Source organism: Chryseobacterium gambrini (assembly GCF_900156825.1).
Taxonomy (GTDB): domain Bacteria; phylum Bacteroidota; class Bacteroidia; order Flavobacteriales; family Weeksellaceae; genus Chryseobacterium; species Chryseobacterium gambrini.
Window position 1 is genome coordinate 174,793 of sequence record NZ_FTOV01000001.1, and the last position, 13,405, is coordinate 188,197.

Genomic DNA, 13,405 nt, shown 5'->3' on the forward strand with positions numbered 1-13,405 from the left:
GCCGGATTTTGTATTTGTAAAACTTAAAGTCTTAGAACCATTCTTTTTGATTTTGAACATAAGTTCTGTCAAATTCTTCATCAGATTTTGTAAGGTAGATGATCCCTTCAATTAATCCAATAAGACCTCCGATGCAAAGAAGGCTTAAAAGAAGTTGTATAATTCCTGCTTTCGTATAGCCTAAGTAGAATTTGTGTACTCCGAACCCTCCTAAAAGAATTGCTAAAATTCCGGCTGTTACTTTTTTCTCTGATTTGTAAGGTTGATTGTAGTTCCCTTGTTTTTCGTTGAGTTCCATAATAATTATTTTTTAATCGTTTTTTGTGTTTTATTTGCCGAACATTCCGCCCATTCCAGGCATATTTGGCATTTTGCTCATCATCTGCATCATTTGTTTTCCTTGAGGACCCTGCATCATTTTCATCATTTTACCCATCTGATCGAATTGCTTCATCAATTGGTTAACATCCTCAATTTTTCTTCCTGCACCTTTTGCAATTCTGTTTTTTCTCTGCGTGTTGATGATGGAAGGTTTTCTTCTTTCTTCAGGAGTCATAGAATAAATGATCGCTTCGATATGCTTGAATGCATCATCGCTGATCTCAACATCTTTGATCGCTTTTCCAACGCCCGGAATCATTCCCATCAAATCCTTCATATTACCCATCTTTTTAATCTGGTTGATCTGTTTTAAGAAATCATCAAATCCAAATTCGTTTTTAGCAATTTTCTTGTGAAGTTTTTTCGCTTCCTCTTCATCAAACTGTTCCTGAGCTCTTTCTACCAAGGAAACAACGTCTCCCATTCCTAAGATTCTGTCTGCCATTCTTTCCGGGTAGAAAAGATCCAAAGCTTCCATTTTCTCTCCTGTAGAAATAAATTTAATCGGCTTTTCAACAACAGAACGGATCGTTAAAGCAGCTCCACCACGAGTGTCACCGTCTAATTTGGTTAAAACAACTCCGTCAAAATTCAAAGCATCGTTAAATGCTTTAGCCGTATTTACCGCATCCTGTCCCGTCATGGAGTCAACAACGAAAAGTGTTTCATTTGGCGTAATCACAGAATGAACGGTTTTAATTTCCTTCATCATCTGCTCATCAATTGCTAAACGACCCGCTGTATCCACGATCACTACATCATGACCGTTAGCTTTTGCAAAATTAATTGCATTCTGAGAAATGCTTGAAGGATCCATAGAACCTTCTTCCGTGAAAACAGGAACCCCGATCTGTCCGCCTAAAACTTTAAGCTGATCGATTGCAGCAGGACGATATACGTCACACGCAACCAAAAGAGGTTTTTTATTTCTTTTTGTCTTTAAATAATTCGCCAGTTTTCCGGAGAAAGTAGTCTTACCGGAACCCTGAAGTCCTGCAATAAGAATTACAGAAGGCTTTCCTGAAAGGTTGATTCCTTCCTGAGAACCACCCATAAGATCTACTAACTCATCGTGAACGATTTTCGTCATCAGCTGTCCCGGAGTAAGCGATGTAAGAACGTCCTGTCCTAAAGCTTTGTCCTGAACTCTTTTGGTAAGATCTTTTGCAACTTTATAATTAACATCGGCATCCACCAATGCTCTACGAATTTCTTTTACGGTTTCTGCAACGTTGATTTCCGTGATTTTTCCACGTCCTGAAATATTATGCAGCGCTTTGTCTAATTTATCCTGTAAACTATTAAACATATGTATTGTAAATTATAGGTTTGCAAAAATAAGGAAATTTTTAGGATATTTTATATATAAGCTGCGGAGATTTCTTTTGAGTAAAATTATAATTATATTTTTGCAAAATGAATTTTATGGATAGTTTAATTGTCATATTGCTGATTTTGGTATTAAATATTACTGCTTATGCCATATTTAAAAAGTATATATATGGTAAGGTAAATGCGGGGATGAAGTTTTTATTGATAAATATGCCTAAAGATATTATCTGGCTAATTATCTCTTTAATGGTTATTGATAAAACAAAAGAGAACTTTCTCTTTATTGTGATATGTTTTATTGTGGCTTCTCTCCTTATATATATACCTGTAATAAGACTGATTAATAAATCTTGATTTTTGATGATAAAAATCAATTTTTAATATTGGTAAAGTTTAATAAAATCGATATATTTGCACACGATTAAAAAAGAGATATGAACAGAAAAATTTCTTCATTATTTTTCGCATTTTTATTTGTATTCATTAGTGGTTTCGCTAGTGCACAACATGAATCTGAAGGCGAAAAGTCAGCTGAAAAAGTAGAGAACAAAGAAGCCGGAGAGAGCTTCAATGCGACCAAGATGATCATGGAACACATTGGTGATTCAAACGAATGGCATTTATGGACTACAAAAGATGATAACGGCGAAGAACATCATGTTTCTGTTCCTTTACCAGTAATTATTAAGGATAATGAAGGTTGGCATGCTTTTCTTTCTAGCAGTATTGCGCATGGTCATGAACATGATGGGTATACTTTAGAAGAAGGTCAGGTAGTTTCTACTAAAGGAATTGAAAAGGCAACATTATTTTCAATCATTAGCGGGAAGCAAAAATCAAACGAAGTGTTTTTTGATCTTTCAATTACTAAAAATGCGGCTTCAATGTTCTTGTCAGTTATTTTTATGGCAGTTATTTTCATAGGAATGGCAAGAAACTATAAAAAATCTCAATTACCAAAAGGGGCTGGGAAATTATTAGAGCCGGTAATTGTATTTCTTAGAGATGAAGTGGCGATTCCAAACATTGGATCAGTTAAATATAAAAGATATATGCCGTATTTGTTAACAGCATTCTTCTTTATTTGGTTTAATAACTTATTTGGTTTGATTCCTTTCTTTCCATTTGGAGCGAACCTTACAGGTAACATTGCAATCACTGCGGTTTTGGCAATCATTACATTATTAATTACATTATTCAGTGCTAATAAAGATTATTGGAAGCATATCTTTATGCCACCAGTTCCAATCTTATTGTATCCTATCATGGTTCCAATTGAGATTATCGGAATCTTTACAAAGCCTTTCGCTTTAATGATGCGACTTTTTGCTAACGTTACAGCAGGGCATATTATGATCTTGGCGATTATTTCACTAATCTTCATTTTTAAATCTCCATTCTTAGGATTTGCGTCTGTACCATTAGCATTATTTGTTTCCGTATTGGAATTATTAGTTGCTGTATTACAAGCTTATATCTTTACGGTATTATCGGCGTTGTTTATTGGTATTGCAGTTGCGGAGCATGAACACGAGCATGGTCATGAAGAACACGCTCATTAATTAACAAAAAAGAAAAATAATTTTAACTTATATAATTTATTTATTATGGATTTATCAACTGGAGCAGGATTAATTTACGTAGGTATCGGTTTAGCAGTATTAGGAGTAGGTCTTGGTATCGGAAAAATCGGAGGTCACGCAATGGACGCTATCGCTAGACAACCTGAGCAAGCTGGTAAGATTCAAGGAGCAATGCTTATTGCTGCTGGTCTTATTGAAGGTGCTGGTCTTATCGCGATTATCTTTGGTGCTTTCATCAAGTAATTATCCTCAAAAAAACATTCTTAGCAGTTAAGCGGTTGGCTGCTGCTAAGAATTTTAAAAACAATCCATAAAATAACACTTAAAAAAGAATTTACAGATATGGGAATTATAGAACCTGGAATTGGACTTTTGTTTTGGATGACGCTTACTTTTGTTATCCTATTATTTCTTCTTGCAAAATTCGCTTGGAAACCAATTGTAAATGCAGTAAATGATAGAGAGACTTCTATTCAGGATGCACTAAATCAAGCTGTTTTAGCTAAAAAGGAAATGGAAATATTGAAAGCGGATAACGAAAGAATTATTCGTGAGGCTAAAATCGAAAGAGATGCCATCCTTAAAGAAGCAAGAGAAATCAGAGATAAAATCGTAGGTGAAGCTAAAGATGTTGCTAAAGTAGAAGGAGATAAAATGATTGAAGCAGCTAAGCAAACCATCAATGCTGAGAAAAATGCTGCAATGGCAGATATCAAAACTCAGATTGGTACTTTATCTGTAAACATCGCAGAATCTATCCTGAAACAGAAATTAGACAACAGCGAAGCTCAAAACGAATTAGTTCAGAATTATTTAAACAAATCAAACCTTAACTAAGAATGCTTACATCGAAAGTAGCTAAAAGATACGCACAAGGTTTACTTGATTTTACAAATGAGTCAGGTCAAACGGCTACTGTATTTTCTGAAATGAAAGATGTAGTAAAGTTGATGAATGAGTCTCAGGACTTAAAGAAATTCTTCCTTACTCCTTACATCGATTCTAAAAAGAAAATAGAAGTAGCAAAAGAGATTTTCAAAGGTTTGTCAGCTTCTTCACAGAATTTGATTACTTTGGTAATCAGACACGGTCGTGAAAACCAGTTGAAAAATATTGCTCAGGAATTTATTAACAAAGTTGAAGATATTAGTGGAGTACAGAGAGTAACTGTTACCTCGGCAACTCAGCTTTCCAAAGAAAACCTAGATCAGATTTTAAGAAATTCCAATCTTGTTAATACCAATGCAAATTTTGATTTGCAGATTAACGTAAAACCTGAAATTTTAGGAGGTTACATTTTAAGAGTTGGAGACCAGCAGATCGATGCTTCTGTGAAGTCTAAACTTAACAGTATTAAAAAAGATTTTCATTTAAATTAAGAAAAAAACAACCATACAATGGCAGAAATAAATCCGGCAGAAGTATCTGCGATCTTAAAACAGCAATTGGCCAACTTCGATACTCAATCAAACGTTGAGGAAGTAGGTACAGTTTTAACCATCGGTGATGGTATTGCTCGTGTATACGGGTTAGAAAACGTACAATACGGAGAGTTGGTGAAATTTTCTAGTGATGTAGAAGGTATTGTACTAAACCTTGAAGAAGACAACGTAGGTGTTGCGCTACTTGGTGAAAGTAAATTAGTAAAAGAAGGAGATACAGTAAGAAGAACAAACAGAATCTCTTCTATTAAAGTAGGAGAAGGTATGTTAGGAAGAGTAGTAGATACTCTTGGTAACCCTATCGATGGTAAAGGTCCTATTACTGGGGATTTATACGAAATGCCATTGGAAAGAAAAGCTCCCGGAGTTATTTACAGACAACCGGTAACTGAACCTTTACAGTCAGGTATCGTTGCAATTGACTCTATGATCCCTGTAGGAAGAGGACAGAGAGAGCTTATCATCGGTGACAGACAGACAGGTAAAACTACTGTTGCGATCGATACGATCATCAACCAAAAAGAATTCTTTGATGCAGGTAACCCTGTATATTGTATATATGTTGCTATCGGACAGAAAGCGTCTACTGTAGCACAAATCGTTAAAACACTTTCTGATAAAGGAGCTTTAGCATATACGGTAATCGTTGCGGCTAACGCATCGGATCCGGTTCCTATGCAGGTATATTCTGCAATGGCAGGAGCTGCAATCGGTGAGTTTTTCAGAGACACCGGAAGACCGGCTTTGATCGTTTATGATGATTTATCTAAACAGGCAGTTGCTTACCGTGAGCTTTCTCTGCTTTTAAGAAGACCACCGGGTCGTGAGGCATATCCTGGAGACGTTTTCTATCTTCACTCAAGATTATTGGAAAGAGCTGCGAAAGTAATCGCGGATGACAATATCGCAAGACAGATGAACGATTTACCTGAGTCTTTAAGACCAATTGTAAAAGGAGGAGGTTCATTAACGGCACTTCCAATTATTGAAACTCAGGCGGGTGACGTATCTGCGTATATTCCTACCAACGTAATCTCTATTACAGACGGACAGATCTTCTTGGAGTCTGATCTATTCAACTCAGGGGTTCGTCCTGCGATTAACGTAGGTATCTCTGTATCCAGAGTAGGAGGTAACGCTCAGATCAAATCAATGAAAAAAGTTTCTGGTACGCTTAAATTAGACCAGGCTCAGTATAAAGAATTAGAAGCGTTTGCTAAGTTCGGTTCAGACCTTGATGCTGCTACATTAGCGGTAATTTCTAAAGGGGAAAGAAACGTGGAAATCCTTAAGCAGCCGGTAAACTCTCCACTTCCGGTAGACAGCCAGGTTGCAATGATCTATGCAGGAACAGAGAACTTATTGAGAAACGTTCCTATCAGAAAAGTAAAAGAATTCCAGATAGAATACATCGAGTTCCTAAGATCTAAGCATCCGGATACAATGGCTGCCATTAAAGCAGGAAAAATTGATGATTCAATTACAAGTGTTCTTAAGCAGGCTGCTAACGATCTAGCTGCTAAATATAACTAAAAATTAGTTGATGGTTTTTGGTTGATAGTTGACAGAATTTTCTAAAACTAGCAACCAACAACCGACAACCAACAACTAACCCAATATGGCAAACTTAAAAGAAATACGAGGCAGAATTACGTCAATTTCATCTACGATGCAAATTACCCGTGCTATGAAAATGGTTTCCGCTGCGAAACTTAAAAAAGCACAGGATGCAATCGTAATGTTAAGACCTTATTCTGAGAAATTACAGGAACTTATCCAGAATGTAAATTCCAGTTCAGATCCTGATCAGATTTCTGTTTACGCTCAAAAAAGAGAAGTAAAAAGAATACTTTTCATCGCTATTACTTCAAACAGAGGTCTTGCCGGAGCTTTTAACTCTTCCATCGTTAAGGAACTGAATGCACAGTTTCAAAACAAATCTCAATACGAGGTGGAAGTTCTTTCTGTTGGTAAAAAAGCTTTTGATGCTGTAAGAAGAACGCGTACGGTGTATGCAAACGAAAGTGCTGTGTATGATAACCTGAACTTCGATGCGGTAGCTCACATTGCAGAAGCAGTAATGGGCAGCTTCAAAGAAGGTAAATTTGATGAAGTTTATTTAATTTATAATAAATTCGTTAATGCAGCGACTCAGGAAGTAACTACAGAACAGCTTCTTCCGATCTCAATGCCTGAAAATACAGAATCTCAGGTAGAAACAGATTATATCTTTGAGCCAAACAGAGAAGAAATCTTAGATAACCTTATTCCTAAGTCAATCAAGACTCAGGTTTTCAAAGCAATCCTGGATTCAGTAGCTTCTGAACACGGAGCGAGAATGACGGCGATGCACAAAGCAACAGACAACGCGCAGGCTTTGAAGAACGATTTGGTCATCTTCTACAACAAAGCAAGACAGGCTGCCATTACAAACGAAATCTTAGAGATCGTTTCCGGAGCAGAAGCCTTGAAAAATTCGTAAAGAATTATTTTAACACAATATTAAAGCATCGTAAATCACGATGCTTTTTTTGTTATTTTTATTTTGTATATATTTGTAGAACTAAATTTATATAATTTCTAAATGGACTCGGACATAGTCAGGCTTTTGCTGGCCTTATTACTTGTTTTACTTAATGGCTTTTTTGTAGCCGCAGAATTTTCAATTGTTAAAGTTCGTTATTCCCAAATTCAGATAAAAGCCGCAGAGGGGAACTCCATGGCAAAGCAGGCAGAGCATATCATCAAGCATCTTGATGAATATCTTTCGGCTACACAGCTTGGTATTACGTTGGCTTCCCTGGCTTTAGGTTGGGTAGGAGAAAGCGCATTGCACCATATTGTAGAAAATATTTTCCATTCTCTTAGTATTGATCTTAGTCAGGCAACCATCACCTCAATTTCAGTGATTACAAGTTTTGTGCTCATTACGATCATGCACATTGTTTTCGGAGAGCTTATTCCGAAATCCATTGCCATCAGAAAATCAGAATCTACTACAATGGCGACTGCAATTCCGTTAAGAGTTTTTTATACGGTTTTCAAGCCTTTTATCTGGTTGATGAATTTAATGTCTAATACATTTTTAAGACTGGTAAAAATTCATCCGGCTTCAGAACATGAGATCCACTCTACGGAAGAGCTTCAGCTTTTGGTAAAACAAAGCGCCGACAGCGGAGAAATTGAAGAGGAAAATTATGAGATCATTAAAAATGCATTTGATTTTACAGATCATTCTGCAAAACAGATCATGGTTCCGCGTCAGAATATTACATCGATAGATTTTAAGGAAGATGTCAATGAAATTATTAACACGATCATGGATAGCGGTTATTCCCGTATTCCGGTGTATGTAGATTCCATTGATAACGTAATTGGTATCCTGTATACAAAAGAAATCATCAGAGAATTCGTTAAAAGAAAAGGAGAATTGAATCATGATGATCTGAAAGAATTGATGCGTGACGCATTTTTCGTGGTGGGAAGTAAAAAGATTTCAGACCTATTGAAAATTTTTCAGCAGAAAAAACAGCATTTGGCGATTGTTATCGATGAATTCGGAGGGACAGAAGGAATTATTACCCTTGAAGATATTTTAGAGGAATTGGTAGGAGAAATTCAGGATGAAGAAGATGATGAAGAGAAAATTGTAGATAAAATCGGGGAGAATACCTATTGGGTTCAGGCAACACAGCCTTTGGATGAAATTAATGAATTTATTCCTAAAAAATTACCGCTTTCTGAAGAGAGTGAGTACAATACACTTGCAGGTTTTATTCTTCATGCTTTAGAAGATATTCCGGAAGAAAATCAGGAATTTGATCTGGAAAATTATCATTTCAAGATTCTTAAAATGAACAATAAAAGTGTGGAGCTTGTAGAGTTGGTATATGAAGAACCCAACAGCATTAGTGATCTTGCCGAAAAAATAGGAGAAGTTTAATATATTGTAAACAATTTAAACATGATTTTTTATAACAGTATAAAAGATTACGAAGATCCGAAACGTCAGTACGAAGAAGAAGTTCTCGTATTGGATGAGACCGATGAAATCTATAAATTGGTTTTGCATAACGATGACGTTCATACATTTGATTATGTTATTGATTGTCTGATCGAGATTTGCAAACACACCTTAGAGCAAGCCGAGCAATGTACAATTCTCGTCCATTTTAAAGGGAAATGCACGGTAAAAACAGGCTCAATGGATCTTTTGAAACCTATGCATGAAAAACTGCTATCAAGGGAATTAACAAGCGAAATCGTATAAAAATTATCAGCTCTGACTATTGTCGGAGCTTTTTTTTACATCTAATTTTAATTTTTTATTAATATTTTTTAAGAATTTATTCATGTTTTTGTGAATATTTGTTATATTGCTCAATCAAATTATAAAAACATTACATGAAACTAAAAATTAATTCATTGGTTCTTGGCTGCATTTTATCTTGTTCAGCATTAATGGGTCAGGAATCATCTTTGGAATCATCCGCCAGAAAGTGGATTACGGAAAATTCAAGCAGTCTTGGAGTTCAGAATTTCAGCCAGTTTAAATTAAACTTTGTAAGAAAAAGCAGTTCAGGAGAAACATTGCGTTTTCAACAGCTGATGAAAGAAATTCAGGTTTTTCAGTCCGAACTTGTTGTTCATTTCAATAAAAACGGAGGAATATCCTATACTTCTGCAGAAAGTTTTAAAAAAGATATTAAAGAAATTAATGTTATTCCATCTTTTGCCTCGTCAGATGCACTTGCAAAGGCTCATCAGGCTTCCCATACGAAAGGAAGAATTACCCATGAAGAGACAAAACTTTATGTATACCTTACAGATTCCGGAGATACGAAATTAGTCTATCGTGTGCTCACGAGTTCTTTCGAAAATCCGGGAAGCTGGGAAACAATTATAGATGCACAGACTGGAGAAGTCATAAGTGTGAAAGATGTGGCATATTACTATAAAGAAAAAGAAAAAAATCCTGAAAAGAAATCCAATAAAAAGAATACCAAAGCTAAAAAAGTTTTGGTTTCCGGAACTGGTTATATTTTCAATCCGGATCCGCTTTCTAAAATGCAGGTAGCCTATGCAGGACAATATGTAGATAATAATGACGCAACAAATGCAAGTCTGGATGCTGCCAGAACTTTAGTTACGATTCCTGAATTGGATTTAACGGCTGGAGTTTACAAGTTAAAAGGTTCTTATGCAGAAATAAAAGATCTTGAAACACCATCGACGGGACTTTTTACACAGACAACCAATCAGTTTTTATTTAACAGAAACGATCAGGGATTTGAAGCGGTAAATGCTTACTGGCATATTGATAACAGCCTGCGTTATATTAACCAGACATTGAATATTGATTGTAAACCCTTAACAAACGCAGGAATTTTATGGTTTGATCCCCATGGTTTAGATGGAGATGATAATTCTTATTACAGCAACGGACAGCTTGTTTTTGGAGAAGGCGGAGTAGACGATGCTGAAGATGCAGATGTTGTTTTGCACGAATTGGGACACGGCATTCACGACTGGCTTACGAATGGAAGCTTATCTCAGGTTCAGGGATTAAGCGAAGGCTGTGGAGACTATTGGGCGCAATCCTACAGCAGAAGTCTCAATCAGTGGCCTTCATCTTCCGCTGCGTACAACTGGATGTTCAGCTGGGACGGGCATAACGAATATTGGTCAGGAAGAATTACCAATTATACAGTATTATATCCCGGTTCCGGATCAATTCATACAAGAGGGCAGATTTGGGCATCCGCTCTTATGAGAATCTATGATAAAATAGGGAAAGCAAAGACTGACAGAGCATTTCTGGAAGGAATAAGCATGACCAGTTCAAGTACGAACCAGCAAAGTGCAGCAATTGCCGTAAGACAGGCTGCAATCGATATGCTGGGAACCTTTGGGTTTACCTGTGCGGATATTGCTCAGATGACGCAGGAATTTAACGCTGCAGGGTATGTTTTGCCGGCTTATACATGTCTTTTGGCAGTAGATGAAGCAGAGAAAAAGAATAATATTGCCATATATCCGAATCCTGTTTCAGATATTTTAACGGTTTCAATGAAAATCAATAAAGACGAGAAGGCAGAAATCTATAATATGGAAGGCAGAAAAGTAATGGAAACTACGATTGGCAAAGGAAAAAATACAATCAATGTTTCTCATTTACAGATTGGAGACTATCTTTTGAGAATAAAAGGCTTGGAAGTCTCAACAAAGTTCATCAAAAAATAGAATTTCCGTAAAGAATATAAAATCCGATGTTTTGCATTGGATTTTTTTTGATTAAAATTCATCTTTCATTATTTTATTTGCATTCAAGTAAAATAGTATATTTGTAAAAACTATAAAGAAACAAAAATAATGCTTGTAATAGGAATTGCAGGAGGTACAGGCTCCGGCAAAACTACGGTTGTTGATAAGATAATTCAGCAGCTTGACATCGAAGGAATGAACATCCTTTCACAGGATAACTATTATCATGATAATCATAATCTTACATTGGCAGAAAGAGAAGCCTTAAATTATGACCATCCCAAATCCATCGATTTTGACCTTCTGATAAAACATGTAAAAGCTTTAAAAAATAACGAATCAATCGAGCAGCCTATTTACAGCTTTGTAACGCATGGAAGAACAGGAGATCACGTTACCGTAGAACCTAAAAATGTATTGGTAGTAGAAGGAATTCTCGTTCTTACCAACAAGGAATTATTGAAGGAATTTGATCTGAAAGTTTTTGTACACGCAGATTCGGATGAAAGACTCATCAGAAGGATCAGAAGAGATACACAGGAAAGAGGAAGAGATCTTAACGAAGTATTACACCGTTATCAGACGACTCTGAAGCCGATGCATCAGGAATTTATTGAACCTTCCAAAAATGAAGCGGATCTTATCATCCCGAATATGAGACAGAATTCCGTTGCGATAGATTTTTTAACCACCGTTATTAAAAACTCGTTGAGAAAACACTAGAAATGAAAGAAAATAAGCTTATTAAAGACATTCAGCCCAAGTCTGAAACATTCAAACTTATTCAGAAATATTTTTTGAATAAATATACCATTACAATCTGTCTGTTTCTGGTATGGATGATTTTCTTTGATAAAACTTCCTTTCTTGTCATCAATGAACTGAACGGCGAAATCAGCAAATACGAAGAACAGCTTCAATACTATAAAACCGAATACGAAAAGAACGATGCGTTTTATAAAAAGCTGATGAACAACAAATCTGAAAAAGAAAAATACGCAAGAGAAAACTACTTCATGAAAAAGCCGGATGAAGAAATTTTTATTCTGGTAGTTGACAGCGCAAACGCGAAAAAATAATTTTTTTTAATGAATTGTCAATAATGAATTTTGCTTCGCAAGTAAATTTAAAAAAATAATTGTTCGTCATTTATCATCACTGAAAAATCTTTGCGTTAGGATTATAATCAAGTAAAAATTGATGAATAAAAGCGGATTGACTATTGACCATTCACAAATTCATACAAAAACTATGTCAAATACAGCCTGGGAAAATTTAGTAAAAAAACAGCTTAAAACAGACGATATTTATCCAATCCTTACCAAAGAAAATCTGGAAGGAATTGTGGTAAAACCTTTCTACGACGCTGTGCAGAAACCATTGGTAAATCTGCCGAAAATTGAAGAAAGTACCCATTTGGTAGCAAAATATCATGAAAGTTTAGAAGAAGACGTTTTTGCATTTATTTTAGACCAAAATGTAGAAAATCTCGAGCAGAAAACAATTTTTATAAACAATGAAGAGTTGGCAGGACACATCAGTCCCGAAGAACAGGATCAGTACTTTTCACTAATTGATGTTTTTGATGAAAAACAAGCTGTAATTAACGATCAGTTGGTCAAAGAATTACTCGCAAAACAGTTCAGAAGACATATTTGTATAGATATTTCCCTTCATCAGAACGCTGGAGCCTCTATTGTTCAGCAATTGGGAATTGCTTTGGCAAAAACAAAAGAACTTGTAGAAATCTACGGTTCCGAAATTGTAAACAAACTCATCTTCAGAATAGCAGTCGGTGGAAACTACTTCTTTGAAATGGCTAAACTGAGAGCCTTTAAAATAGTTTTCAATCAATTGTCAAAAGAATACGATCTTGACGAAATTCCATACATTTTTGCAGAAACTTCCCTGAGAAATAAAGCGGTTTTCGATAATGAAAACAACCTGATCCGTTCTACTTTAGAGCTTGCAGCAGCCATGATCGGCGGAGCAGATGCCGTTTTCAGCAATAATTATCTGGTAGAAAAAAGCACCGAAAATTCAGAAGAAATTTCTTTCAAACAGCAGATTGTTCTTGCGTATGAAAGCATCATCAATGTTTTTGAAGATGCATCAAACGGAAGTTATTATGTAGAAGATATTACACAGCAGATCGCGGAAAAATCTTGGGCATTTTTTGTGGAAATAGAGGAGAACGGAGGCTATCTCGAACTTTTGAAGCAGGGAACTGTTCAGAAAAAAATCTACGATCACGCCATTGAAGAGCAGAAGTGGGTGGAAGAAGGAAAAATAAAGCTGATTGGCGTTAATTTATACCCGAAATTAGACGTTAAAAAGTCTATTGAGGAATTATACAGCGAAAAAGAAATTAAAGCCGTTCGTTGGGCGGAAATGTTTGAGTAA

15 protein-coding genes are annotated in these 13,405 nt (G+C 35.9%); 13 read left to right on the forward strand and 2 right to left on the reverse strand.

Annotation, left to right across the window (positions count from 1 at the left end):
* Nucleotides 1–31: 31 nt before the first annotated feature.
* Together BW951_RS00780 and ffh are read right to left on the reverse strand one after the other, a co-directional pair.
* Nucleotides 32–298, reverse strand: coding sequence for a TM2 domain-containing protein (locus tag BW951_RS00780; RefSeq protein ID WP_076390057.1), 267 nt, complete (start codon nt 296–298; stop codon nt 32–34).
* A 30-nt stretch (nt 299–328) separates the two neighbouring features.
* Nucleotides 329–1,690, reverse strand: coding sequence for a signal recognition particle protein (ffh, locus tag BW951_RS00785; protein WP_076390058.1), 1,362 nt, complete (start codon nt 1,688–1,690; stop codon nt 329–331).
* A 116-nt stretch (nt 1,691–1,806) separates the two neighbouring features.
* Between ffh and BW951_RS00790 the strand changes: the two genes are divergently transcribed.
* From BW951_RS00790 to BW951_RS00850, 13 genes are all read left to right on the forward strand, one after another.
* Entirely contained in the window at nt 1,807–2,067 is a 261-nt protein-coding gene (locus BW951_RS00790; protein WP_139326070.1) for a hypothetical protein, read from the forward strand.
* Between the two features lie 80 nt (nt 2,068–2,147).
* Entirely contained in the window at nt 2,148–3,275 is a 1,128-nt protein-coding gene (gene atpB, locus BW951_RS00795; RefSeq protein WP_076390060.1) for a F0F1 ATP synthase subunit A, read from the forward strand.
* A 45-nt stretch (nt 3,276–3,320) separates the two neighbouring features.
* Nucleotides 3,321–3,539, forward strand: coding sequence for an ATP synthase F0 subunit C (locus tag BW951_RS00800; protein ID WP_007844726.1), 219 nt, complete (start codon nt 3,321–3,323; stop codon nt 3,537–3,539).
* Nucleotides 3,540–3,638: 99 nt separating this feature from the next.
* Nucleotides 3,639–4,133, forward strand: a complete 495-nt coding sequence (locus tag BW951_RS00805) for a F0F1 ATP synthase subunit B (protein WP_076390061.1) — start codon at nt 3,639–3,641, stop codon at nt 4,131–4,133.
* A 2-nt stretch (nt 4,134–4,135) separates the two neighbouring features.
* Complete coding sequence (atpH, locus tag BW951_RS00810; protein ID WP_076390062.1) at nt 4,136–4,675, forward strand: ATP synthase F1 subunit delta; 540 nt, start codon at nt 4,136–4,138, stop codon at nt 4,673–4,675.
* 18 nt (nt 4,676–4,693) lie between these two features.
* Nucleotides 4,694–6,271, forward strand: coding sequence for a F0F1 ATP synthase subunit alpha (gene atpA, locus BW951_RS00815; RefSeq protein WP_076390063.1), 1,578 nt, complete (start codon nt 4,694–4,696; stop codon nt 6,269–6,271).
* Between the two features lie 85 nt (nt 6,272–6,356).
* Complete coding sequence (gene atpG / locus BW951_RS00820; RefSeq protein WP_076390064.1) at nt 6,357–7,220, forward strand: ATP synthase F1 subunit gamma; 864 nt, start codon at nt 6,357–6,359, stop codon at nt 7,218–7,220.
* A 102-nt stretch (nt 7,221–7,322) separates the two neighbouring features.
* A complete protein-coding gene (locus tag BW951_RS00825; RefSeq protein WP_076390065.1) occupies nt 7,323–8,681 on the forward strand; it encodes a hemolysin family protein in 1,359 nt (452 codons plus the stop codon).
* 21 nt (nt 8,682–8,702) lie between these two features.
* On the forward strand, nt 8,703–9,008 hold the full coding sequence (locus BW951_RS00830; protein WP_076390066.1) for an ATP-dependent Clp protease adaptor ClpS: 306 nt from the start codon (nt 8,703–8,705) through the stop codon (nt 9,006–9,008).
* 134 nt (nt 9,009–9,142) lie between these two features.
* Nucleotides 9,143–10,981, forward strand: coding sequence for a T9SS type A sorting domain-containing protein (locus BW951_RS00835; protein ID WP_076390067.1), 1,839 nt, complete (start codon nt 9,143–9,145; stop codon nt 10,979–10,981).
* A gap of 129 nt (nt 10,982–11,110) precedes the next feature.
* Nucleotides 11,111–11,725, forward strand: coding sequence for a uridine kinase (udk, locus tag BW951_RS00840; protein ID WP_076390068.1), 615 nt, complete (start codon nt 11,111–11,113; stop codon nt 11,723–11,725).
* Between the two features lie 2 nt (nt 11,726–11,727).
* A complete protein-coding gene (locus BW951_RS00845; RefSeq protein ID WP_076390069.1) occupies nt 11,728–12,081 on the forward strand; it encodes an FtsB family cell division protein in 354 nt (117 codons plus the stop codon).
* Between the two features lie 172 nt (nt 12,082–12,253).
* The gene (locus BW951_RS00850) at nt 12,254–13,405 is read left to right on the forward strand and encodes a methylmalonyl-CoA mutase family protein (RefSeq protein WP_076390535.1); all 1,152 of its coding nucleotides are present in this window, start codon (nt 12,254–12,256) and stop codon (nt 13,403–13,405) included.

What these genes read in the sequence shown, in the direction of transcription:
- BW951_RS00850 (WP_076390535.1), top strand. Translation starts at nt 12,254, where the DNA reads ATGTCAAATACAGCCTGGGAAAATTTAGTAAAAAAACAGCTTAAAACA.
- BW951_RS00835 (WP_076390067.1), top strand. Translation starts at nt 9,143, where the DNA reads ATGAAACTAAAAATTAATTCATTGGTTCTTGGCTGCATTTTATCTTGT.
- udk (WP_076390068.1), top strand. Translation starts at nt 11,111, where the DNA reads ATGCTTGTAATAGGAATTGCAGGAGGTACAGGCTCCGGCAAAACTACG.
- BW951_RS00790 (WP_139326070.1), top strand. Translation starts at nt 1,807, where the DNA reads ATGGATAGTTTAATTGTCATATTGCTGATTTTGGTATTAAATATTACT.
- BW951_RS00845 (WP_076390069.1), top strand. Translation starts at nt 11,728, where the DNA reads ATGAAAGAAAATAAGCTTATTAAAGACATTCAGCCCAAGTCTGAAACA.
- BW951_RS00800 (WP_007844726.1), top strand. Translation starts at nt 3,321, where the DNA reads ATGGATTTATCAACTGGAGCAGGATTAATTTACGTAGGTATCGGTTTA.
- ffh (WP_076390058.1), bottom strand. Translation starts at nt 1,690, where the DNA reads ATGTTTAATAGTTTACAGGATAAATTAGACAAAGCGCTGCATAATATT.
- atpG (WP_076390064.1), top strand. Translation starts at nt 6,357, where the DNA reads ATGGCAAACTTAAAAGAAATACGAGGCAGAATTACGTCAATTTCATCT.
- BW951_RS00825 (WP_076390065.1), top strand. Translation starts at nt 7,323, where the DNA reads ATGGACTCGGACATAGTCAGGCTTTTGCTGGCCTTATTACTTGTTTTA.
- atpB (WP_076390060.1), top strand. Translation starts at nt 2,148, where the DNA reads ATGAACAGAAAAATTTCTTCATTATTTTTCGCATTTTTATTTGTATTC.
- BW951_RS00805 (WP_076390061.1), top strand. Translation starts at nt 3,639, where the DNA reads ATGGGAATTATAGAACCTGGAATTGGACTTTTGTTTTGGATGACGCTT.
- BW951_RS00830 (WP_076390066.1), top strand. Translation starts at nt 8,703, where the DNA reads ATGATTTTTTATAACAGTATAAAAGATTACGAAGATCCGAAACGTCAG.
- atpA (WP_076390063.1), top strand. Translation starts at nt 4,694, where the DNA reads ATGGCAGAAATAAATCCGGCAGAAGTATCTGCGATCTTAAAACAGCAA.
- atpH (WP_076390062.1), top strand. Translation starts at nt 4,136, where the DNA reads ATGCTTACATCGAAAGTAGCTAAAAGATACGCACAAGGTTTACTTGAT.
- BW951_RS00780 (WP_076390057.1), bottom strand. Translation starts at nt 298, where the DNA reads ATGGAACTCAACGAAAAACAAGGGAACTACAATCAACCTTACAAATCA.